The organism is Lewinellaceae bacterium, from assembly GCA_020636105.1.
GTDB lineage: Bacteria > Bacteroidota > Bacteroidia > Chitinophagales > Saprospiraceae > BCD1.
The window spans coordinates 641,658-665,155 of the sequence record JACJYL010000002.1 but is presented as its reverse complement, the minus strand read 5'-3'; the positions used below and the strand labels follow the sequence as shown (position 1 = coordinate 665,155).

Below are 23,498 nucleotides of genomic sequence, written 5' to 3'. Positions count from 1 at the left end.
TTCATAATTTAATGATTTCAGGTTAAAAATTAAAGTAAAGGAGAACGGCTATCGTCAAAATCTAAAAGCTGCACTGGCAAAAGCCAGGCCCCCGCCTGATCCGATGAAAAACATGAGATTACCTCTTTGGACAATGCCTTTTTCGACGGCGTCATTCAACGCCATCGGAATGCATGCAGACCCCGTATAACCATAATGATGCATAACCGTATGGGCTTTTTTACGGGGCTGATCCAGTTTGTCCATCGTTTCGAAAATGCTGTTGATATTGATCTGGGTGATAAAAAAGTTATCGACGTCCTCAAGGTTTAAGTCGTGTCTTTTACATAAGGTTCGGGCCATTTCTGACCAGATATCGGGGTTGAGTTCAGGAGGAAACTTTTTCACAAACTTCAGTTGATGGTCGTGGTTTTGGATGACCTCCTCCGTAATGGGTTCATGGGTGCCGCCGGCGTAAATTCCCATCCATTCGTTGTATTGTCCTTTGGAGATCAGCTGGCTCCCAATGAACCCCCTGTCTGAATTTTCTTCGGCCTTCAGGATGACCGCCCCGGCACCATCGGCGAATAAGGTGACGGTCTTTTTATCCTGCATATTGAGGTATTTGCTCATGGCATAAGCGCCGATCACGAGAATGTTCCGGTAGTTTTCATCGGAACGTATATATTTGGAAGCTACATCAAGGGCGGTGACAAATCCTGCACAGGCGGTATTGAGGTCGAAGGTTCCGGCATTGACGGCACCGATCCTGTCCTGGACCACAGATGCCGTGGAAGGAGAAATAAATTCCGGGGTATCCGTTGCAATGATGATCAGATCAATCGCGTCTGCGGTCAGAGACCCTCTTTCCAGGGCCTGAAGGGCTGCTTTTTCACACAGGTCGGCAGTGCTTTCTTGTTCCGTGCACCAGCGACGTTCGTAAATCTGAACATTCTCGCTGAGCCAGGTGCTGACATCCTGCCCGAGTAATTCGTCAAAGTAGCTGTTAGGGATAACATTTTCAGGAACGTAACTTCCTGTCGAAAGTATAACGGCGTTGCGCATTTTTGTTTGGTTCTATTTTGTCAAAAAAGGAAAATCATTTCCTTCATTTTCGTTAGGTAAAAACAATGGTAGCCGGGCTTATTATCGGAAAACCTGGTGCTTACAGGCTTTGCCATGACCATGCACTTTTTTGAAATGGCTTATCCCTGATTTTCCTGATTTAAACCGCTTTTTCCAACCAGGATTTTTTCATCCAAAGAACGAAAAGGGAGCGATCCTAAAACCTGGATTTTATTGTTTTGCCATTGCTTAGGTGATTTTGTATTTCATAATTTAGTTGGGGTTAAATAGAGTTCTGTGAAAAATAAAAGGAATATTCTTTTGCTTTTTCTTTGCCCTATAAAATAAATCCGTTCTTTCCTCAAAGATAGGAATTGGCCGAAAAGGAAGGTGGGGCGTTTTATAGAAAATAAGGGTTGACTTTTGTGTTTATTTTCGAAAAAACAATTTCAACTAATTGATTATTAAATATTTATGTGTTCTTATTTAATAGTGTGACCTGATCTTACCCAGAACAAAAAAAGAGCCAGGAAGATCACTTCCCGGGGAGGGGAATAATTTTAGTTTACAACAAAATTTGAGATATGATCATTGACGATCCCAGGGCGTTCCCAGAGTATAAAATGACCACATCCGGATAACATATGGAGGTTGCTTTTATGAATTTTTTGCTGACCGGATTGAGCTACCTGGAAAGAATCCAGATCAGGGTGCAATAACTTATTGGGAATGAGCAGGTCCCCTTTCCCAAAAAGAATAAGCGTTGGAATATTGATGTTCTGAAGGTGGTCAAAAACAGGTGCTTCAAGCATGCCTTTTACGCATTTGGGGATCATCCGGCAATAGTGGTCGTATTCGATTGGGTCGGCCCGCATCCTCAGCCGGTCTTCGAACATGAACCGGGCGTCATGCGGTAATTCATTGTTGAAAAAATTAAGGGCAAAGTTCTGTTCGATCTGTGTAGTTGAAGTCTTTTTTATCGTTTCCGGGGTGACAGATTTATAAAAAAAGCCTTTTTCCTCTGCTGAAAAAACCTCAAAACCTGCAGGGGCCAGTAGGACCAGTTTTTGAATGGAGGCCCTGGTTTTCAGAACGGTCGTCATAGCTATTTGTGCTCCCATGGAATGACCGACCAATACGACATTTTTAAGCTGAAGCCTTTCTATGAAATCAACGATGGTCCGGGCGAAAAAATTCATGGTAAAAGGGTAGTCCCCCCGGGAAGATTTGCCGTAATTGGGCAGGTCAACGGCCACACACCTGAAATGATTTTTCAGTCCTTCAATATTTTTTTGCCAGGCAGGCAAATAGCTGCCCAGGCCGTGGATCATCAAAAGAGTGTAGTCTCCTTTCCCTTCATCGACATAGGCGATCCGGACGGTTTTGCCCAGATGGATTTTTTTTGTTGGGTAGGGATATTTGATTTTTTCCATGAAGCCATTGGTTAAAAAAGGCAGGAGATCAGGCTTCCCGGGAAACAGCTCTTTTAGAGTCTGCCGGTTGACGGAACAGGAAATACAATCCAAATCCTACGATCGCCGAAGCCACAATAGCAAAGGTACTCGCCACGGCGGGATTGCCAACAGGGGGCTGAGTGTAAGGGGTAAGATGTCCGTAATAAATGGAAAAATGGACCAGGATGGCTACGACCGATGCGGCAAAGGGAGCGATCTTTGGAATCTTATCGAAGAAAATGCCCAGAAGCACGGGAACAAAGGCAGCGGAAAAATAAGCATAGACCCCGTTTTGGGCGAAAATACCCACACTCAGACTGGGATGGTTCAATTGATCATAGGAAAGGAAAATGGAGACCAGTCCGACCAGCACAATGACCATTTTGTTGATGAATATGAGGCGTTTTTGTTTCTGTTCGCCGGTGCCAAGTGCATTTCCCGCAAGCGGTTCTATGATGTCGGAAGTAATACTGGTGGGAACACTTTGGATCAACCCTTCGAGGGTAGATAACCCGGCAGAAAGCAATCCCAGGATGACAATGAGGCCGACATATACCGGGAATTCCCTTACGACATAAGCGGAAACCATGCCATCCATGTTGATGGTTTTGCCATCAACCATAAAATCAGGGAAGGAAAGTCTTGCATATAGCCCTACAAAGACGACAGCAAAAAAGAGGACTTCCGCCAAAATGGCAACAGTGAGGTAGCGGTTGACATCCGATTCGTTTTTGAGCAATAGTGATTTGGTAATGATATGGGGCTGGCACACAATGGCGATACCAACTACGAAATTGCAGAAGATGATCTCAAAATAATCCCGGAAAAGCAGGCTGTTTGGATTGGTAGGGGTGATGAGATTAGGATCTATGGTGGCGAGTTTATCCAGGAATCCGTGTACCCCGTTGCTGAAGTGTTCATACCCCGAAGTCAGCAGGATAACGGCCACAACGAGCATCATACCCGCCTGGATCGCATTGGTGTAAACCATAGAATTGGCTCCTCCGAACATCATATAACCAAAAACAAAAACCACAAGTCCGATCAAAACATACAATTCCTTCACATTGAGGGCTTCGGCCAATACTTTCGTCATCCCCACACAGATCAGAACGATGAAGGTAATAAGTAAGAGGGAAAGCACTCCAAAAAGCAGGGCGAATCCCTTGCTGTCGTACCGTTTACCAATCCACTGGGCCATGGTGAGCGCTTTGACGCTGGCACCGTGTTTCCTGAAACTTTTGGTCAATACGATCAATGAAAGAAAAATGGCTAGTGGTAAAACCACGGCAAAGGCTAAAATGCCACTGATGCCGTATAACGAAATGAAGCCGGGATTGATGATGAAAGTAGCCGCGCTCGTCATGGAGGCGGCAAGGGATAATCCCACTACAGTGGGGGAAAAGTTGATGCTTCCCACGGCATAATCATTCATCGAACGGGTCTTCCTGGCGCCCCTTACGACAAAAAATAAAATGATTAATCCGTAGATAGAAATTAAAATGCTGGTCCAAAGAACGTAAGAGGAGGAGGCCATGGATTATCGATTGAATTTGGTTTAGAAAACAACGGGTCCGGGAGGTTGACCCAAAGACTTCCGGCATAAAATTACGGTATATCAGGTCAAACCTTATTTGTTCGGTAAAATAAATTAAGAAGCATTAATTCAGAAATAAAAAGGAAAGGAAAAATAAAATTATTCATTATGGACGATTGCCGAAACAGAAGCCAATATACGAGGGTGAAATAATTTTCTCCCGGGTAGGCTCCGCCAGGAATGAGTTAAACCCAAAGGGGATGCCGGGGCGGCAGTAAATGATTGAAATGTATAATGTTTTGTAAATTAATGAATTATATTTATTTAGGGGCCTAAGGCAGGATATCCTGAAGCAGATGGGATAAAGAAAGCAAGGCTTCCCGGTAACGGTAAAGAACAGCTTCGGTAACAGGGGTTGACCCAACAAGAAAGGAAGACAAATGTTGCAGATGAAAGACAGAAGGCGGGCTTCGGGATTCCTGAAAAATTCCGGAGCCCGCCACGGGTGAAATCAATTGCCTTTATGGGCGTCTACTCCGTCAAGCTGGCATTGTTTTCCATAAACTTTAATCGTGTTGGACCAAAAGGCAGCAAAAGGATAGTTTTGATATTTTTTTACATAAAGAATTTTTACCCGAATCGTATATTCTCCTTCCCATGGGATTGGAATGGCTTTGCAATCCAGGTTTGTATGCCAGATCCAGGTGGTGCCATTTTGGTGCCTTACCGTCCAGATATAAGTGAAAGTGGAATTGCTGGGCAGAGGAATGGGAGGGGGTGTCGTGATCTGTACCTGTGCATAGTTTTCGGCAGAAAAACCTACGCAGAATTCACCTCCGTTCGTGCAGGTAATTTCAGTCATTTGACTATGGAGCATTGGAGGGATAAAGAAAAAGATCAAAAGAATAAGGAGTGAATTTCTCATAGTAAATAGTGTTTGCGAATTACACGGGATTAATCCCTGAATTTCAGGTTAAATAATAAGGTGTTGTTCAATAAAAGAGCCTAAAAATTAAAAGTCAATTTAATCAGTCATGGTAAAAAATAATAAACGTAAAGACGAAAGGGTCTTTGAAATAAAGGGGGGAATTTTCAAAAACGCTTATCCATACAAACCATACAAACATTGTGCATAGCCATAGAGTAGTGTTTTCTTTATTTCAGCAAGGAGGTATTAATGAATACAAATTTACATGTTTTCATCGAAAGAAGCAAAAACATTGTGTCCCATGATAATTAGAAATGGTTTACGATAATAAATTGATTTTGTTTCGAAAACAGATTATAAATTCTAATATTCGGGAACAATACGTTTATATATAAACATCTGATACAAGGCTATAGTTGTCATACAATCGTGTTTATCTACGCATTAAACGTTTTTTTTATATTAACCCGCCGTTTCATTACGTATTGAATAACTTAATTGAATATTTTACATCCGTTTTTTGCGTTTGAATAAAGAATGTTGAAAAAACTACTATACATATTACTCTTTCTTTTGTCAGGCAAAATGGTTACTGCCCAGGTGGAAAATAGTTCCAACCTGAGGGAAATTATCATTGAAGTTCCTGAAGGAAGGCATGAAATGGATAGTCTTTTGGTCTTTGTTTCATCCGTAGTGGTAAAAAAAATGCAGGACAGTACCTTGCTGGATCCTTCCTTTTACCGGGTAGAGGGGCGCTTTATCCACTGGCTGAAAGTGATCGGAGAGCCCGTGATCGTTCGATACAGGGTCATGGACCCTGTTTTTTCCCAAACCTATTCTCATCTGGATAGTACCAAACTCGAAATATCTGAAACAGGAGATGTACCCATAGGATACAATCCTTATGATACTCCCGATGAAGGGCTTATCCAGGCAGGAGGGCTGAATTACCAGGGCAGTTTTTCACGAGGATTGTCGTTTGGCAACAGCCAGGACCTGGTTCTGGATTCACGGTTTAACCTGCGTATGGCCGGTATGTTGGGCGATGGTATCGAAATAACGGCAGCCATTACGGATGAAAATCTTCCTATCCAGGCAGAGGGGAATACACGTCAGTTGAAAGAGTTTGATAAGGTGTTTATCCAGCTTCGGAAAAATAAAAGTCGACTGGTTGCCGGAGATTATGAATTGAATCGCCCGCCCGGGTATTTTATGAATTATTACAAAAAGTTGCAGGGGGCCACTTTTGAAACGGGGTTTGAATTACCCGATGAATCGTTAATCCGGACAGCAGCCAGCATTGCTGTTTCCAGGGGGCAATTTGTGCGCAATACCATCACCCCGCAGGAAGGAAACCAGGGGCCCTATAAGTTGAGAGGCAAAGAAGGCGAAAGGTTTATCATTGTACTCTCCGGGACGGAAAAAGTCTGGCTCGACGGAAGGCTCTTGAACCGGGGGCTGGAGGACGATTACATCATTGATTACAACCAGGGGGAGATCACTTTTACCAGCAGGCGCATCATCAACAAAGACAGCCGGATTATCATTGAGTTTGAATATGCAGATCAGCGTTACCTCCGCTCATTATATGCGCTAAACACCGGCTATAAAAGAAAAAACCTGGACCTTTATTTTAATTTTCTCAGCCAGCAGGACAGCCGTACTTCAACGGGAGACCTCTCCCTCACCAATGATGAAAAACAATTGTTAAGTCTGGCAGGAGACGACCCCGCCAAAGCGGTGGCTTCGACCCTCGACACCCTGGAAAGCCCTTCACCGGAGCGGGTGAGCTACCGGCTGACAGAGGCGGTTATTTCCTGTAACGGGCAGGACAGCATGGTGCGTTACCTGGTGTATTCAGTCAACCCGGACAGCACACTGCTGACGGCCCGTTTCCAGGAGGTCGGGCAGGGCAATGGGAATTATATTCTCGATCCTCATCAAGCGGCCAATGAACGTGTCTATCGCTGGGTAAAACCCGATCAGGAAACCTGTGTGCTTCGGGGGAATTTCGAACCGGTAGGCTCGCTGGTCGCTCCACAGCAGCAACAGTTAATGACCCTTGGCGCTCAGTATGCTTTTGCCAAAAATGCCTCACTGGAGGTGGAAATGGCCCTGAGCAATAATGACCTGAACCGTTTTTCGGCACTCGACTCAGGGGATGATAAAGGATTGGCTGGTTTTGCTACTTTGAGGAAGGATTTTTTACCCGGTAAAGACAGCAGTGGCTGGAAAATCACGACGACGCTTTCCGCGGAATGGGTCGAAGCCGATTTTAAGGCCTTGAATCCCTACCGGGCAGCGGAATTTTCCCGCGACTGGAACCTGGTCAACCAGCAAGGTGTCGGAGAAATCGAAGCCGCAGCGGAACAACTCCTTAAGGGCGGATTGCTAGTCTCCAAAAAAGGGTGGGGGAGCCTGGAATACGGTTTCAGCGGCTTTGAAAGGGTCAGCCTCTACAGTGGACGCAGGCATTCCGGGAAACTGAACCTCCGCCGTAATGGATGGGCATTGGAAGGGCAAAGCGATTTATTGACTACCGAAGAGTCGGACCGGAAGACGCGCTTTTCAAGACCCGATTTTCAACTCAGCAAAGCGCTGACCAAAAACGGGGGATGGACCGTTGGTACTTTTGGGCAAAGGGAAAAAAGCGAACGTTTTGAACTACAGACGGACAGCCTGATGTCGTCGAGTTTTTATTTTGACCGCTATGGCTTTTTTCTCGAAAGCACTCAAAATGAAAACTTTGGCTTCAATGCAAAATACAGCAAACGCAAAGATTATGTGCCCCAAAGCAATGCCTTTGCCGGAACGGCAGAGGCGGAGGACTGGTCCCTCAATGGGCAGTGGGACTGGAGGAAAACACTCAGAATCAGCGGAAATCTAAACTACCGGAAACTGGATATTCTCCGGCCGGAGATCAACACCCAAAAACCTGCAGAAACTTCCCTCGGGAGGATCAATTTACTGTACACCCCCCGAAAACTCAAAGGAGCCGTAAGGATGAATGCTGTTTATGAACTGGGGTCGGGGCAGGAACCCAAGCAGGAGTTTACCTATACGGAGGTGCCTGCCGGATCAGGAACACACATCTGGCTGGATTCCCTGTACAATAACGACGGGGTCATTCAGCCCAATGAGATGGAGATCGCCCCGTTCCGGGATCAGGCCAATTATGTGCTCATCCGTACCTTTACCGATGAATATATCCGTACGGATAACGTAGGACTTGATCAGAGTCTTGAACTCAGCCCCAAGGCCGTCTGGTTTTCAGAGGAAGGTGTAAAGAAATTTATCAGCCGGTTTGCCACCCGTTCCAGTTTGCGTATCGACCGGAAAACCCAGGATTCGCCGGCTGTGCAGGCGGCCAATCCGTTTCAGCTCGAATTGCCCGATTCGGCCCTGGTGTCGGTGAGTTCCATCATTCGCAATACCTTATTTTTTAACCAGTCGAGTACAGTTTTTAACTTTCAGCTCGGCCAAAATGAAACGAGCCGTCGTTTCGTGCAGACTTCCGGCTTCGAGGCCCGGACGCTGCAGGAGTATTTCTTCAAAAGCCGTTGGAACATCAACCCGCAGTGGAGCATCAATCTGTCCGCTTCAAAAGGCAATAAAGGCAGCAATTCCGAATTTTTTAATGAAAAGGATTACGATCTGGCTTTCCTGGAGCTGGAACCAGAACTCACCTGGCTGCCGTCCAAAGTTTTTCGGTTTAAACTGGCCATCCGTTACCGTACCGATGAAGATGTACTCGAAACAGGTGGCGCTTCGGCTTCCCAAAAAGACTTATCCCTCGAAGCCACTTTCCGCAAAACAGCCAAATCATCTTTCCAGCTCAACTTTTCCTATGTCGATGTCAACTTTGTCGGCCAGCCCGCTACGCCCGTCGGTTTTGCCATCCTCAACGGCCTGCAAAACGGCAAAAACCTCCTGTGGAATATCGACCTCCGCCGTCAGCTCTCCAGCAGCATCCAGCTCAGTATTGGGTATGAGGGCAGAAAAACAGGCACCGCCCAGGTGATCCATACCGGACGTGCGCAGGTGAGGGCCTTGTTTTGATGTGTTTGATACTATAATGTTATGATACTGTAATGTTGCAATGCCATGCTGCTGTGATGTGTATCTTGGGAGTATCTCCTTAAAATAAGGCGGAACTTTTTCCCGGCAAAACAATCCCGAAGGGATTTTATTCTTAGTAACATCGGATGAAATCCGATGTCAGCCCCTAAAAATAAGGACAACCCCAAAGGGGTTAACTAAACCGTTTGAATCTCTCCCTACGTTTTGAAGGGATACTCTTTGAACCTGGAACAGCCCCAAACTGTCAGGGTCCATGCCTGCGCTACGCTGGGCACCGGGCTATCCGCTGCGCTCCTATCCCTTGTACTCCTCGTTCCTGCGGCGCCCTGCGCTATACGCTCCGGCCTGAACGATGCCTGTAAGCCGTCGCTAAGCGACCGGGATCGACTTCGTTGATTTCTGTGAGCACACCATCTTTTAAAGCAAACGGTAATTTGGGCAAGGACATGGAACATCTTTTTTGTAATTGATTCTAAAGATAAAGAGATTAATTTAATTAATAAAAGTTTAGATTAAATTATTTTATAAACAAAAAGTTTATAAATTTGTCCAATGCAACGCGTGAAGGCAAGACTTCCGTGGGTTTTAAAAACCCCGGAGGGTTACGCGCGCAAGGCGGTACTATGAGAAAAAAATAAGGCGAAAATGTTTGAAAGATCCATTTTACACCTGGACATGGATACTTTTTTTGTCTCGGTGGAGCGACTGAGAAACAGTGCGCTATTGGGCAAACCCATCATCATCGGCGGGCACTCGGACCGGGCCGTGGTGGCTTCATGTAGTTATGAAGCCCGCACTTTTGGGGTGCGATCGGCCATGCCGGTAAAGATGGCGTTGCGGCTGTGCCCGGAAGCGCTTGTCCTCCGTGGGGATATGGATGCCTATAATCAGCATTCCAAAATGGTCACGGAGATCATCAAAGAAGAAGCCCCGCTTTTTGAGAAATCTTCCATCGATGAATTTTATCTGGACCTTACGGGAATGGATCGTTATGTAGGATGCTGGAAATGGTCGAAAGAACTCCGTGAAAAACTCATCAGGGAGACAGGGCTGCCCATGTCTTCCGGGCTTTCGGCCAACAAACTCGTCTCCAAAATCAGCACAGGAGAGGCTAAACCCAACGGTACAAAACTTATCGAATTGGGTACCGAAAAGCATTTCCTGGATCCCCTGAGCATCCGTAAAATTCCTTCCATCGGCCAGGTGACTTACAAAAAACTGCGCTTTATGGGCGTGAAGGATATTCGTACCCTGAGGCATATTCCGCAGGCATTACTGCAAAGAGAGTTTGGCCAGCACGGGCTTTCGCTCTGGAAAAAAGCCAACGGGATAGATAATAGCCCCGTCATCCCTTACCGGGAAAAGAAATCCATTTCATCGGAACGCACCTTTCACGAGGACACTATTGATGTTCGGTTTTTGAAGAGTAAACTGACTGCCCTGGTCATGAACCTTGCTTATGAACTCCGGCAGTCTTCCCGGCTCACCGCCTGCATCGCCGTTAAGATCAGATATTCCGACTTTAATACCTATTCTAAACAAAAGCATATTCCCTATACTGCCAGTGACCAGGCCCTGATCCGTTTTGCCCAGGAGCTGTTTGACAGTCTTTATAATCGTCGGCAGTTGGTGAGGCTCATCGGGGTGCGCTTCAGTAAGCTGGTGTATGGTCATCAGCAGATGGAACTGTTTACGGATATGGAGGAAGATGGGCGGCTGTTGAAAGTGATGGATGACCTGCGGAAACGATTTGGGATGGGGGCAGTGAAGCGGGGGAGTTTTTGATGCGAGGATGCGAGAATGCGCCGAATGTAAATTCTGTAAATCCTGGAATCCTGCAAATCCTGATCCTGGCAATGGTTGATGCCCGGCATAGCGATGTGGAGGGGCGGTGCAAGGCACCGGACAATCCCGAGTTATTCGGGAGCAGGCTGAGCGAACAGCGAACCCCGAAACGTAGCGACCCGCAGGGGATGCCCCGCTAAATTGAATTATTTTAATCCAAAACCGATTTTGTACCTGAACAGCCACACATATTTCAGCTTACGCTATGGGACATTGTCTCCTGAACAGCTGGTCGATACGGCGGCGCGCTGGGGGGTGAAGGTATTGGCGCTGACGGATGTGAACAATACGAGTGCTGCGCTAGAGTTTGTGCAGCGGTGCGGGAAGGCGAATGTCAAACCGTTGCTGGGGGTGGAATTCAGGGAAGAGGGCGTCTTCAGGTATATCGGCCTGGCGAAGAATATGGAAGGGTGGCGGGAACTGAACGAAGTGCTGACGAACCGTTCTTTTTCAGGGAAACCGTTGCCGATGAATGCGCCCCCGCTGGCCAACTGCTGGATGATCTACCCGAGGTTGTTGAAACCGATTGAGCAGTTTAAGGAAAATGAACTGTTGGGCATCCGACCGGAGCATGTCAACCGCCTCTTTTCGCACGAACTGAAGCGCCATCAGCACAAGATGGTGGTATTGAGCCCGGTCACTTTCCTGGATGAGGCGGGTTTTGAATTACACTGTATGTTGCGGGCCATCGATAAAAATACGCTCATCACCAAACTCACGCCGCGGGATACGGCGAAAAAGACGGAATATTTCGTGCCTCCGGAGACCCTGCGCGATTTTTATAAACTTTGTCCGACGATTGTGCTCAATACGCAAAAGGTCATCGATTCCTGTCATGTTGAGGTGGAGACAGGGCTGCAAAATAATCGCAGAAACTTTTCGGGTAGTAAGGAAGGGGATTATGTATTGTTGGAAAAGCTGGCTGTCCGTGGCTGCAAACGCCGTTACGGGGAAAAGAACCGGGAGGCGCTGTTGCGGCTGCAACGGGAAATGAAGGTGATTCGTCAGCAGGATTTTTGTGCTTATTTTCTCATCGCCTGGGATGTAGTGAAGTATGCGCACTCTATGGGGTATCATCATGTGGGGCGGGGGAGTGGCGCCAACTCCATCGTAGCTTTTTGTCTTTACATCACGGATGTCGATCCGATGGAGCTGGGGCTGTATTTTGAGCGGTTCATCAATCCGCACCGGACGTCGCCCCCGGATTTTGATATCGACTTTTCCTGGGATGAGCGGGATGATGTGACGGATTACATTTTCAAGCGGTACGGACGGGAGCATGTGGCGCTGCTGGCGACTTACAATACGTTCAAGGGGCGTTCCATTCTTCGTGAGTTGGGTAAGGTTTACGGGTTGCCCAAATCAGAGATCGATGCGATGGTAGCCGACCCGGTGGAGGCGGCTAAAGCTAACCCTGTCGTACTGAAGATCATTACGTTGGGCCGGCGTATGCAGGGGATGCCCAATTATTTGTCTATCCATGCGGGGGGCGTGATCATCTCTGAAAAACCCCTGCCTTATTATGCGGCTCAGCAATTGATGCCTAAAGGGTTTCCCATCGTTCATTTTGATATGTATCACGCCGAGGATTGGGGGTTTCATAAGTTTGACATCCTGAGTCAGCGGGGATTGGGACATATCAAGGATGCCATTGAGCTGATACGGCTGAACCAGGGGCGTTCCGTGGATATTTACGACCTGGAAGTGATCAAGGAAGATTTTCAGGTGAAGGCCCAGTTGCGTTCCGGAAACTGTATGGGGTGTTTTTACATCGAATCGCCGGCCATGCGGGGATTGCTGCAAAAACTGCATTGTGATACTTATATACACCTGGTAGCGGTGAGTTCCATCATTCGGCCGGGGGTGGCCAAGTCGGGGATGATGAAGGAGTATATCCGGCGGTTTCACGACCCGGAATCTTTCAAATACCTGCATCCTGTTTTTGAGGAGCATCTCGGGGAGACTTTTGGGGTGATGGTTTACCAGGAGGATGTGATGAAGATCGTGCATCATTTCGCAGGGCTGGAGTTGGATGAAAGTGATGTGTTGCGCCGCATCATGTCGGGCAAAAAGTACCAGGGGGATACTTTTGATCGATTGAAAAATAAATATGATACCAATTGCCGTCAGCGGGGCTACCCGAAGACGCTTGCGGATGAGGTGTGGCGTCAGGTGGAGAGCTTTTCCGGGTATTCATTTTGTAAGGCTCATTCGGCGAGTTATGCGATGGAGAGTTTCCAAAGCCTGTACCTGAAAGCTTATTTTCCGCTGGAATTCATGGTGGCGGTCATCAATAACTTTGGCGGCTTTTACTCTACGGAATACTACTTCCATGAGGCGCGTATGGCCGGCGCCAATATCCATCCGCCTTGTGTGAATCACAGCAATTACCTGACCACTATTTCCGGTAAGGACATCTATATCGGATTCATTCATTTGCACAGTTTTGAGCGCAGGATGGCTCATGAGATCATGCACCAGCGGGCGCAGGGAGGAGTCTTTTGCAGTATGAAGGATTTTGTGGACCGGGTGGGAATATCATCGGAACAGTTTGATATTTTGATCCGGATTGGTGCTTTTTCATTTACAGGAAAAAATAAATATGAATTGATGTGGGAAAAAAATGCCGTTTTTGATCCAAAAGCTGATTTTGAATCCAGCCTGAATCTTTTCGATGATGAGGTGGGAAAATTTGAGTTACCCGTTTTGGAAGAAGGCCGTTACGACCAGACTTTCAATGAGATAGAATTGCTGGGGTTTCCGCTTTGTTCCCCTTTTGATTTGTTGCTGAAAGATGAGTATTACGATTGTATTACAGCGCCTTCCCTGAAAAAATATACCGGGAGGATCGTATGGATACTGGGCTATTACGTGTGCCAGAAAAAGGTGCAGACTTCCAATACAAAACTGATGGCTTTCGGTACGTGGATTGATCGCGACGGTCATTTTTTTGATACGACTCATTTTCCGGATTTTCTGAAACGTCATCCTTTCAGGGGTAAAGGCATTTATTTTATCAAGGGCAAGGTGACGGTAGAATTCGGTTTTCCTTCAGTGGAGGTGATCAGTATGGAACGGCTGCCTTATGTGCAGGATGAGCGGTATTGATGCTTGTTACTTGTTACTTATTACTTGTTGCTTGTTACTTATTACTTGTTGCTTGTTGTTGGCGAGTCCTTAGGTTGACTGTATTAGATTTACAGGCTATGTGTTGAAAAAAAGCGATTCTTTTATGTTTTTATTTTGTGAAAAAATTATTTTGTAAAACTATTTATTAATATATAATCATTTTTCGTGATAAAATATTATTTTTGTCAATAGAGAAAAACGTGTTTTTATAAGTGACAGTAGGAGTGTTTGCCCGTCAGATATGGCACATGGTTACGATCATGTGAAAGTTATTTTTCGGTTGGTTTTTTTATTAACGCACTCAGCAGACATGTTTGAAAAGTTCTATACCCGATTCATTCCCGTAGCCAAAGGAAGATACATCTGGCCGGGTATCGTTTTGATCATTTTGTTTAATACGGTCTTTTTTCCTTTGCCCCCGGCGCGGTTTCTCGAAAACAATACCCTTTCCGGCCGACTACTGGATCTAAAATTCAGTTATAATGCAGCAGAAACTTACGCGCTGATCGACAGTTATGGCGCGGAAGGGAGAACGCTTTACTGGAAAATGGCCCTGGTGGTAGATAATCCTTATGCTGTTGTTTATGGAATTTCGTTCATGCTCATTCTTATCTTCGTATTATCTGTTTCATTTACAGAGAGCCGCTTTTTAAAAACGCTTGCTTTTTTGCCGATTCTGGCTGCGCTGTTTGATCTTCTGGAAAATGGTTCTATCGCTTATTTATTGATTTCTTTTCCAGTGTCACATGTGGCGCTGGTACAATTCGCTTCTTTTTGCACTTCCATGAAATGGATATCTTTGGTTGGTGCTGTTTTCCTGTTGATTTATGGGGCCGCTAAGTACCTGACTTACCGGTCTGCCTGAATATATTATACTGCCGCTGACAAATATCATGTTCCTCATCTGACTTTAATCACTTCTTTTTAGCAGGAAAAATCCCAAGTTTATGTGAAATGAGTGGACTGATTTTGGGCTATTTTTTAAACCTAAAAATGAGTGTTATGAAAACCGAGGAAAAAGTTCGATCAAAAAAACATACCCCTTTCCAAATCGGCGGCGTTCTGGTGGCTTTTGAACTGGGCAAAACCGATGCTTCCAACCTGAATTATCTCAAATTTTTAACCAAAACATTTAAGGTCAGGGAAGTGGCTATTTTGCACGTAATTCCTAAAATTACCCTTTTTGATAAATCGTTTGAGTATGATGCCGATCCCGATGTTTTAGGGGATTATAAGCTCAATGAAGAGGTCATTGAGGAGATGAGGGCCAAGATTATGGGTAAATTTGCCGAACAGTCGGAAATGGATATCGTTTTTGATGTTAAGGAAGGGGAGCCGTTGGAACAATTGCTTCAGGAAACAGCCATTCTCGAGCCGGATTTGATTCTTCTCGGGCAAAATACCGATACCAATTCTCACGGCATACTCCCCAAAAACCTCGTAAGAAAAGTGTCTTGTAATGCCTGGGTGGTACCCGATGAAGCGGAGCCAAAGATCACCAAAATACTGGTGCCTATAGATTTTTCACCTTTCTCCGTCATGGCACTCAGAAAGGCGGTTGCCATGGCCGCCGAACTGGGCAAACAAACAGAAGTCATCGCCCTGAATGTGTACGATATGCCCAATTTTAGTACCTATAAAATCAGCAGAACCCCCGAGCAGTTCCACGCCATGTTGCATGCCAACAGGGTGGAAGGAGCTACGAATTTCATAAACTCGAACGTCAAGGATGATCGGGCAGAGGTTAAAATTGAACTGATCCCGAGGATGGGGCCCGGAACAGGACACTACATAATGGATTTTGCTAAAAATAACGATGTGGATCTTATCGTGATGGGCGCAAAAGGGCACTCAAAAGTGGAGTTGCTCCTGCTCGGTAGTGTTACCGAAAAGATCTTATCAATCAATGAAAATATTCCTGTATTGGTTGTTAAATAAATAAAGGGAAGCTGTCTGCCTGTTTGGCTTGCCGGTTCGTAGTCAAACAGGCAGAGAGTAACGAGGTGATGATGCGGGTTGTCCGCGTAAAAACTTCACTTTTAATGATCACAAAACATTGTACAAATGAAAAAGATATTATTCCCTACTGATTTTTCATTGCCTTCAGCCAATGCATTTAAATATGCCTGCGCATTAGCCAAAACGGTGAATGCGAAGGTTGATGTTATTACTGTTTTTCACCTGCCGGCTTCTGATGTGGCCGATCTCCCCCCTGATTATTATCCGCGCCTTATCGAAGAGCAGGAAGATGTCCTGAACGAAAAAATGCTGGATTTTACCAAAGAGGCGGACAAAGGACTGGTCGCTAAAATAGATGTGGTTTATGGAATGTTCGTACCCCAGGAAATTACGTGTTATGCCAGGCACCAGCATCATGATCTCATTATCATGGGAACCAAAGGGGCTCACAATATCATGGAAAAACTCATGGGTAGTATTACCACCCATACCATGTTGCAATCCCCTTGTCCGGTATTGGCGGTTCCTGCAGAGGCCGTTTTTGAACCTGTGACGAAGATTGCCTATGCTACAGACTTCAGTCTCAATGATTCCCATTCAGTCAGGAAATTGATTGAAATGGCCAAAGAACTTAAGGCAGAAACCTTGTTCGTACATGTCGAGACCAATGCCGACCTGGGCAAAATGGGGGATACCATTGAAATTGAAGATTACCCCTTTGAATACTCCGACTTTTCAGTGGTCAACAATCCTTCTATTTTGGATGGACTTGAACTTTACATAGAGGAAAAAGAGATCAATTGGCTATCCTTATTCGTGCCTCGCCGGCGGCTTTGGGAAAGACTCTTCCACACCAGTTTTTCCAGGAAGATGACCTTCCATACCAAAAAGCCGGTGTTGGTTTTTCATGAATGATACCTGATGTCTAAATTTCTTGAATTTTCCCCTTAGTTCGCTTTCCGCTATTTAAAGAAGCTTTAAAATACGCCTGTTTCGCAGTGAAACGGGCGTATTTTTTTTATTTGTATATTTTGTTGTTAATCAATGTTTTATGTTTTATGTTTTTCTTTTTTATAAAAAAACATAGCTAAAAAAAGTCACATTGGCCAATCTCGCGGATTATATATAGGATGATTCGATTATTTAATTTAAACACCAGGACATGAAAATTTTAGACACAAGAATTGGTTTTTTCTCCATGCTTATCGCCCTTTTTCTCATCGGTTTCAACGCCTGTCAGAAAGAAGTGCCTTCCAATGATCTTACGGTGGATATTACCGGTGCCTACAACGGTGAATACCGGGAAGGGGACGAAAATTTTACCGTAATCGTGAGTAATGTCGTTGCCACGGCTTCAAGAAATTCTGACAACACTTTTGGAATGGAAATGGAACTTGTCCCCGGGGTATTCACCGTGCCATTTACGGCGGAAATGCAGTCGAAAACGGCTTTTACCGTAAACCCTTTTGACCTGGACGGCGACAGTCTTGAAGGAGAGGGTACCCTGGAGGGAAATCTGCTGAAAATCTTCTTTTTCGAAGCAGGCACCTCTAAACCCTACGGCAGTTACATTGCTCAAAAGCAATAGTGATTTTTGGTAATTAATTGATTAGGAACAATTGTAATTCCTGCAGCCCCCAAAATTATTTTTAAACAAATGAAAATTCAAGTCCAATGAAAAGACTTTTATATGGCCTCTTTGTATCGACAGTTTTACTGTTGGCAATTCCAAAAAACCAGGCATTGGCGTACGGCCGGCCCGACTCCCTCGATCTTCAAAAGCAATTATTGGAAAATATTCCTGCTTTCGCAAAGCGATTGAGTAATGGGTTTTCCCGATCTGACGTCATAAAATCAGCCAAAGATCAAGCGCTTCTTCAAGGTTCCGGTGTGGCAGTTTTACCTCTTGAAAGGTACAGCTTCCCCGATCTGGATGCCCGGCTCGCTGCTGAATTTGAAAAGTCAGCTGCTTTGCCCGGTGCATTCGGATCAACACCGGATACCGAATTTGCCGCTGAACTTATGGTCAAGTTAAATGCTTACAACGCCAGTGACCAGGTAAAAAAAGCACGAAAAGTACTCGATAAAGCCATCAGCCTCGGCAATTTTATCAAAAAACTGACCGGCGATGACATGGTCAGTTTCCCCCTGGTGCTCAGCGATACCATCAGCAACAATATTTACAGCGTCATCTTCAATAAGATGGAACTTTATCCGACTTATACGGAATTGGAGGTGATGGTTCGTATCTGGGTGCCTTCCCAAAACAGGGAAATATTTTTTGGTTCTCCTAACATCAAATTCACCAAAACAGGCGGTTTTGTCGGGGAAGTTAAATTAGGGCTTTATGCCGACCTGCCCATCGTTTTCGGGCAGGATAAAGCGGCGCTTATCCTCAACAGGTGGCAGCAAAACGGAACCGGTGAAAATTCGACGGATTCGGGAACTTATGTCGTGGTCGACTGCGACGGTTTCGTGGAGATGGGGATGGAAGCCGATTTTATCCTGAGTCGCGATTGGGTCATCCCGGCCGATGCGAACGGAGATCCCCTCAGCCAGGGAAGGGTGACGGCTCACCTTCAAACCATCGTAAATGACTGGAATGATATGCTGATGGATATATCGCTGCCCGACTTCGTGTTGAGCAAGATGCCGGATGTGGCCTTCAATCTTCAAAATGCCGTGCTCGATTTTAGTGATTTTCGCAATTCCCATAACATGGTTTTCCCGCAGACTTATGCTGTGCAGGAGTTACTGCCGGGCAATCCAAACCTCTGGCGGGGCGTGTACATTAAAAATCTGGATGTCATGCTCCCCCGCCAGTTTTCAAAACGGAACTGCCTGTCACCCGGTCCGGGAGAATCCTGCCGTTTTGCCTTTGGAACAGAGGATTTGTTGATCGATGAACTGGGGGTAAGCGGGTATTTTTATGCTGAAAATGTATTTAGCCTGGATGACGGTAAAATGGAAAGCTGGAAATTTTCCCTCGACCATATCGAGATTGATATTGTCGTCAATGAAATCATGGCTTTTGGTTTTGCCGGGGAGGTCGGCATTCCTGTTGCCACGCAGAACAAGCCTTTTGGGTATGCGGCTTTCCGGAATATTGAGAACGATACGTATTCCTTTTCCCTGATCATGCGGTCGGATATGGAATTTTCCTTTTTGCAGGCAGTGGACGTTGCCATTGATTCCAGCTCAAAACTTAACGTGGTGGTCACCCCGGATGCTTTTATTCCAACGGCGGAACTTACCGGCAGTATGTCCATTAATGCCAAATTCGACCTTTCGGACGATGATGAGGATTCCATGATCGAAGTCGTTGGAGTTGAGTTTACCAAATTGCTGGTCCGCACGGAAGCACCTAAATTAAGCATCGATGCCAATGGTGGGAGTATTGCCCTGACTTCCGGCTTGAAACTGGCCAACTTACCGGTATCTATTTCGGATATTATGCTGGTGGCCGTTCCCGGGCAACCGGATAATATGGCATTGGATTTTAGTGTTAATGTGAATTTTATGGGCGAAGAAGATGGTGGTTTTGCGGCAACGACAAATTTTGCTATCATCTGTCGCATTGAAGAAGACATTGCTGGCACGGATTCGGAGCCTGTGGACGTATGGGTTTTTGACCACCTCCAGTTCAATGCTGCTGAGATTCATATGCAGTTTTCCGACAAACTTACCATTGATGGCTATGTGGAAATTTTCCATAATGACCTGGTTTACGGCAAAGGATTCCAGGGCAATCTCACGGTGGATGTCATCAATAAATTCACCATCGAAGCGAGTACCATTTTTGGCAATACAGGACAATTCAGTTATTGGAATTTTGATGCATTGCTCGAATCCGATGAATGGGGCATTCCTCTTTTCGGCCCTATTGAAGCCAATGGTTTTGGCGGGGGTGCTTATCACAATATGAGGATGGCCGGCATCAGTCCGGTACCTCCTTCCAACCAGGGTGTTTCCCTGACGGGTGCTCAGTACGTTCCCGACCAGGGGGTTAAACTGGGGCTGAAAGCCATGATGGCTCTGACTTCTACCGGCGGTTCTATGGACGGGGTGGTCACTTTTGAGATCATTTTTGGCCAGAATATGAACCTGCTGGAAATCCTTTTTTACGGCAGAATGGATTTTGTCGTACCTGAGGCTATAGCCGACGGGGTGGATCGGATCAAGAACAAACTGGGTCAGTTGAACCTTACCCGCGAAGAAACCGAGGCCCAAACGGAACAGGAAATTGGAGAGACCGGGGAAGATATCCTTGCGGGGGCTTTTGTCATGCGTATGAACTTTGAATCAGGGCTGGAATTTCAGGCCACCTTTGAGGCTCAGATCGATGTGGCAGACCATTTTCTTGTCGGAAACGGTGTAGTCGATATTTTCTTTTCAGTACCGGAAGATCGCTGGCACCTGTATATCGGCGGATACAGCAATGGAGCCGTGACTATCCCTGTGATGGATCAGGAAGATGAAGTGAGCATTTATCCTGTGCAGGTAACGATCACCTATGAGAACGATCCCAATACTTCAAGTGATGACATCGTGGTGCAGGCTTCAGCTTATTTTATGATGGGCAATGATATTCCCGGCCCGCCGCCGCTGGATCCCGCCGCCGCTGCTGTTTTTGGCATACAGGATAATCGGGATGATCTTGGCGACAGTGCGGCTTTGGGAACGGGTTTTGCCTTCGGCGCCAACGTGCATTTCCATATTTTTTACCAGAAAGCGGCCAAACGCTATTTGACCCTGGAAGGAGGCGCAGGATTTGATTTTGCCCTGCTCAAGTACAATGAAGGTTCCGTTTGTTCCTTGTCGGGAACGAGCCCCCATGGGTTGAAATACTGGCGCGCTTCGGGCAACATCTGGGCTTACCTGGCGGCTTATGGAAAATGGTGGGGCGTGAATTTTAATACAGCTCTCGGAGTGATGCTCGCCGGTGATGGTCCTCGGCCTTCGTCTTTTCATATCGATGCTTTCCTGGATTTCGGCATATTTGATTTGCATCTGCAAAAAGACATAGGCACAGAGTGTGGTGCCGTGGCCGGCGGAAACAATAACTTTTAACGCAATCACGGGGAAAAGGCAGAGAAAGGCTAAAGATTAAAGACTAAAGTGCTGATTTGCCTTTTTTGGGCTTTTTCCCGCTTTTTTTTGAACGAAATTAAAAATTAACGCTATGCATTTTTCTTTTTCAAAAATAGTTTTGGGAATCCTTTTCTGTTTTTTCGGAGGATTTCAAATTTTTGCAAGCGATTGCAACAGGGACACCAGTAGGTTAACCCTTTATCATAAAGTTCAGGAGGGAAAGGTCATGCTCAGGTGGATGCCGGGCAATGTTTCCCAGTGGGAGCGAGGCATGAGCGAAGGGTATTTTATTGAAAAATATCTCATAGACGGATCGGAAGCAGGCAATTTGCAATTGGTCTTTAAAACCAGGGAACCCATTTTACCAATGGCTTACCCAAATTGGAAGGCTTCTGATCAAAACGAACAACTGGCCCTGTTACGAGATCTGCTTTATACTGATAACAAAGAAGAAACCTGGGTTTCGGAGCATTACCCTTCGGAGGTTTATACCAAAACGAAGCGAGACAGAAGCCGTTTCCTGTTTTCCAATTTTATTCAAAATTCCGATTTTGAATATAGCCTGCGCGCCGGGTTAGCTTTTCTGGATGAAAACATCAAAACAGGAGAGCAGTATGTTTATAAAATTTATTTATCTACAGAAAGTCCTGAAGATGCGGCTGTTCTGATCGTTGATCCGGCAAATTACAAAGAAGGGACTTTACCGGAATTACAATGTGATTTTGGTAGTGACGAAGTGGCATTCGCCTGGAATACCCGGGACCATTTGGATGACTATTACGGTTATACCCTGAGTCAGTCCGTTGACGGCATCCATTTTGAATCTCTAACAGACGGTCCTTTTTTTAATATTTACGATCACATGGATACCCTGGATGTTTTTGACAATTTTTATCATAAATGGAAGTTGCCGAAAAAGGATACCACCTATTGGTTTCGGTTACAGGGAGCGGATTACTTCGGGGGAATGAGCGAGCATTTTGCCGTTTGTTCCGGCGAAGGTTACGAGCCCGTTTCTTTCAGTCCTTCGATCATCAAAACCATTCAGGCGGACAGCAATTACGCTTATATTGAATGGAAATTGCTCAAGGAATACGAACCTTTGATCCAGGAATTCCAGGTGTTCCGTTCTGACAGCATGGACGGTATTTACCGGCCTGTGCTCACCGGCATCGGGAATCTGGAACGATCGGTGGAGGTAAAAATGGCTGAGCTCACCAATTATTACCGGATAGTGGCCGTACCTCACCGGGGGCCTAAGATATCTTCTTTCCCAACCCTTGTGATGGGCATTGACGAAACGCCGCCCCTTATGCCCATTAATTTTCAGGGCTCCATAGATTCCTCCGGAATTGCCAGGTTTTCCTGGGATGCCAACAGGGAGGAGGATCTCGATGGCTATATTCTCTATAAGTCTTATGTAAAAGATTCCGGTTTTGCCAGGATTACTCCAAAGCCGGTTAAAGAAACGTTTTTTGTCGATACCGTTAACATGTTTTCAGGTAATGAATTGGTATATTATAAACTCCAGGCCGTGGATAAAGTGAATAATCGTTCTCCTTTTACCGAAATTTTCGAAATCAAAAAGGTGGACAGGTTTCCTCCTGTGGAGCCGCATATCTATGCGATCAATAATTTTGCGGACCGCATAGAGGTAAAATGGCACAAGAGCGGCAGTAAAGATGTCATTTCACACCGACTTTTCCGCAAAATTGTTGAGGCCGATGATGACTGGGTACTTTTGGAAGAATATACTTCCGTAAATCCGGCTACCCGTTACATGGATAAAAATGTTGAAACAGGAAAAACTTATGCTTACACCCTTGTGGCCATCGATGATGACGGGCTAAATTCCGAACCGGCCCAGGTGGCTATCGGTAAGGCGGTGGATTATAAATTGCAACCGTCGATGGAAGATATTGTAATGAATTATCTTCCCGATGAACATAAGGTAAGAATCAACTGGCAATATGAGGTTTCACCTTCGTGCCAATTCAAAGTTTACAAAGGTTCCGATGCTGCACGGGCGAGCCTGATGCAAACCGTTTCAGGCGACTTGAATGAATTTGAAGATGCACAGGTGAGTCGTGGACAACGCTATTTCTATTATTTGCAGGCCGCCTGCGAGGATGGAACGCGGTCGCCGGTTTCGGAAAAATTGGAAATTACTATTCCGAGGTAGGGCAGGACGGGAGTCCTGCACCTATGTCCGTGTACGACAAAAATGTCGTAACGAGCTACTGGTTTTTTTGTACGACAAAAATGTCGTAACGAGCTATACTTTTGTTTGTGTACGGCAAAAATGTTGTAGCGAGCGATGCTTTATATGTACGACAAAAATGCTACAACGAGCTACTGGTTTTGTCCGTGTATGATAAATATGTTGTACAAAGAAAACGATCATAAATTCATCACGAGCTGAATACAATAG

13 protein-coding genes are annotated in these 23,498 nt (G+C 45.7%); 9 read left to right on the top strand and 4 right to left on the bottom strand.

Annotated features, from left to right (window positions below; translation table 11 throughout):
- Positions 1–54 precede the first annotated feature (54 nt).
- The 4 genes from H6571_19860 to H6571_19845 form a co-directional block, all read right to left on the bottom strand.
- Positions 55–1,044 (bottom strand): ketoacyl-ACP synthase III, encoded by a 990-nt coding sequence (locus H6571_19860; GenBank protein MCB9326005.1) that lies wholly within the window; start codon positions 1,042–1,044, stop codon positions 55–57.
- Positions 1,045–1,604: 560 nt separating this feature from the next.
- Entirely contained in the window at positions 1,605–2,477 is an 873-nt protein-coding gene (locus H6571_19855) for an alpha/beta hydrolase (protein ID MCB9326004.1), read from the bottom strand.
- A gap of 28 nt (positions 2,478–2,505) precedes the next feature.
- Positions 2,506–4,035, bottom strand: coding sequence for a sodium:solute symporter (locus tag H6571_19850; protein ID MCB9326003.1), 1,530 nt, complete (start codon positions 4,033–4,035; stop codon positions 2,506–2,508).
- Between the two features lie 511 nt (positions 4,036–4,546).
- Entirely contained in the window at positions 4,547–4,960 is a 414-nt protein-coding gene (locus tag H6571_19845) for a hypothetical protein (protein ID MCB9326002.1), read from the bottom strand.
- Between the two features lie 540 nt (positions 4,961–5,500).
- Between H6571_19845 and H6571_19840 the strand changes: the two genes are divergently transcribed.
- The 9 genes from H6571_19840 to H6571_19800 all read left to right on the top strand — a co-directional run bounded on the left by H6571_19840 (position 5,501) and on the right by H6571_19800 (position 23,249).
- Positions 5,501–9,022: a hypothetical protein gene (locus tag H6571_19840; GenBank protein MCB9326001.1), complete on the top strand. Its 3,522-nt coding sequence runs from the start codon at positions 5,501–5,503 to the stop codon at positions 9,020–9,022.
- Between the two features lie 666 nt (positions 9,023–9,688).
- A complete protein-coding gene (dinB, locus tag H6571_19835; protein ID MCB9326000.1) occupies positions 9,689–10,828 on the top strand; it encodes a DNA polymerase IV in 1,140 nt (379 codons plus the stop codon).
- A gap of 228 nt (positions 10,829–11,056) precedes the next feature.
- Positions 11,057–13,996: a DNA polymerase III subunit alpha gene (locus H6571_19830; GenBank protein MCB9325999.1), complete on the top strand. Its 2,940-nt coding sequence runs from the start codon at positions 11,057–11,059 to the stop codon at positions 13,994–13,996.
- A 331-nt stretch (positions 13,997–14,327) separates the two neighbouring features.
- Positions 14,328–14,882 carry a hypothetical protein gene (locus H6571_19825; GenBank protein ID MCB9325998.1) on the top strand — a complete coding sequence of 185 codons (555 nt, stop codon included), beginning with the start codon at positions 14,328–14,330 and terminating at the stop codon, positions 14,880–14,882.
- Between the two features lie 137 nt (positions 14,883–15,019).
- Positions 15,020–15,955 carry a universal stress protein gene (locus H6571_19820; GenBank protein ID MCB9325997.1) on the top strand — a complete coding sequence of 312 codons (936 nt, stop codon included), beginning with the start codon at positions 15,020–15,022 and terminating at the stop codon, positions 15,953–15,955.
- Positions 15,956–16,081: 126 nt separating this feature from the next.
- A complete protein-coding gene (locus H6571_19815) occupies positions 16,082–16,891 on the top strand; it encodes a universal stress protein (protein ID MCB9325996.1) in 810 nt (269 codons plus the stop codon).
- Between the two features lie 247 nt (positions 16,892–17,138).
- Entirely contained in the window at positions 17,139–17,564 is a 426-nt protein-coding gene (locus tag H6571_19810) for a hypothetical protein (GenBank protein ID MCB9325995.1), read from the top strand.
- A gap of 86 nt (positions 17,565–17,650) precedes the next feature.
- Positions 17,651–21,046, top strand: coding sequence for a hypothetical protein (locus H6571_19805; protein MCB9325994.1), 3,396 nt, complete (start codon positions 17,651–17,653; stop codon positions 21,044–21,046).
- A 112-nt stretch (positions 21,047–21,158) separates the two neighbouring features.
- Positions 21,159–23,249 (top strand): hypothetical protein, encoded by a 2,091-nt coding sequence (locus H6571_19800; GenBank protein MCB9325993.1) that lies wholly within the window; start codon positions 21,159–21,161, stop codon positions 23,247–23,249.
- The last annotated feature ends 249 nt before the right edge of the window (positions 23,250–23,498 follow it).

What these genes read in the sequence shown, in the direction of transcription:
- H6571_19840 (MCB9326001.1), top strand. Translation starts at nt 5,501, where the DNA reads ATGTTGAAAAAACTACTATACATATTACTCTTTCTTTTGTCAGGCAAA.
- H6571_19810 (MCB9325995.1), top strand. Translation starts at nt 17,139, where the DNA reads ATGAAAATTTTAGACACAAGAATTGGTTTTTTCTCCATGCTTATCGCC.
- H6571_19855 (MCB9326004.1), bottom strand. Translation starts at nt 2,477, where the DNA reads ATGGAAAAAATCAAATATCCCTACCCAACAAAAAAAATCCATCTGGGC.
- H6571_19860 (MCB9326005.1), bottom strand. Translation starts at nt 1,044, where the DNA reads ATGCGCAACGCCGTTATACTTTCGACAGGAAGTTACGTTCCTGAAAAT.
- H6571_19845 (MCB9326002.1), bottom strand. Translation starts at nt 4,960, where the DNA reads ATGAGAAATTCACTCCTTATTCTTTTGATCTTTTTCTTTATCCCTCCA.
- H6571_19820 (MCB9325997.1), top strand. Translation starts at nt 15,020, where the DNA reads ATGAAAACCGAGGAAAAAGTTCGATCAAAAAAACATACCCCTTTCCAA.
- H6571_19800 (MCB9325993.1), top strand. Translation starts at nt 21,159, where the DNA reads ATGCATTTTTCTTTTTCAAAAATAGTTTTGGGAATCCTTTTCTGTTTT.
- dinB (MCB9326000.1), top strand. Translation starts at nt 9,689, where the DNA reads ATGTTTGAAAGATCCATTTTACACCTGGACATGGATACTTTTTTTGTC.
- H6571_19805 (MCB9325994.1), top strand. Translation starts at nt 17,651, where the DNA reads ATGAAAAGACTTTTATATGGCCTCTTTGTATCGACAGTTTTACTGTTG.
- H6571_19850 (MCB9326003.1), bottom strand. Translation starts at nt 4,035, where the DNA reads ATGGCCTCCTCCTCTTACGTTCTTTGGACCAGCATTTTAATTTCTATC.
- H6571_19815 (MCB9325996.1), top strand. Translation starts at nt 16,082, where the DNA reads ATGAAAAAGATATTATTCCCTACTGATTTTTCATTGCCTTCAGCCAAT.
- H6571_19825 (MCB9325998.1), top strand. Translation starts at nt 14,328, where the DNA reads ATGTTTGAAAAGTTCTATACCCGATTCATTCCCGTAGCCAAAGGAAGA.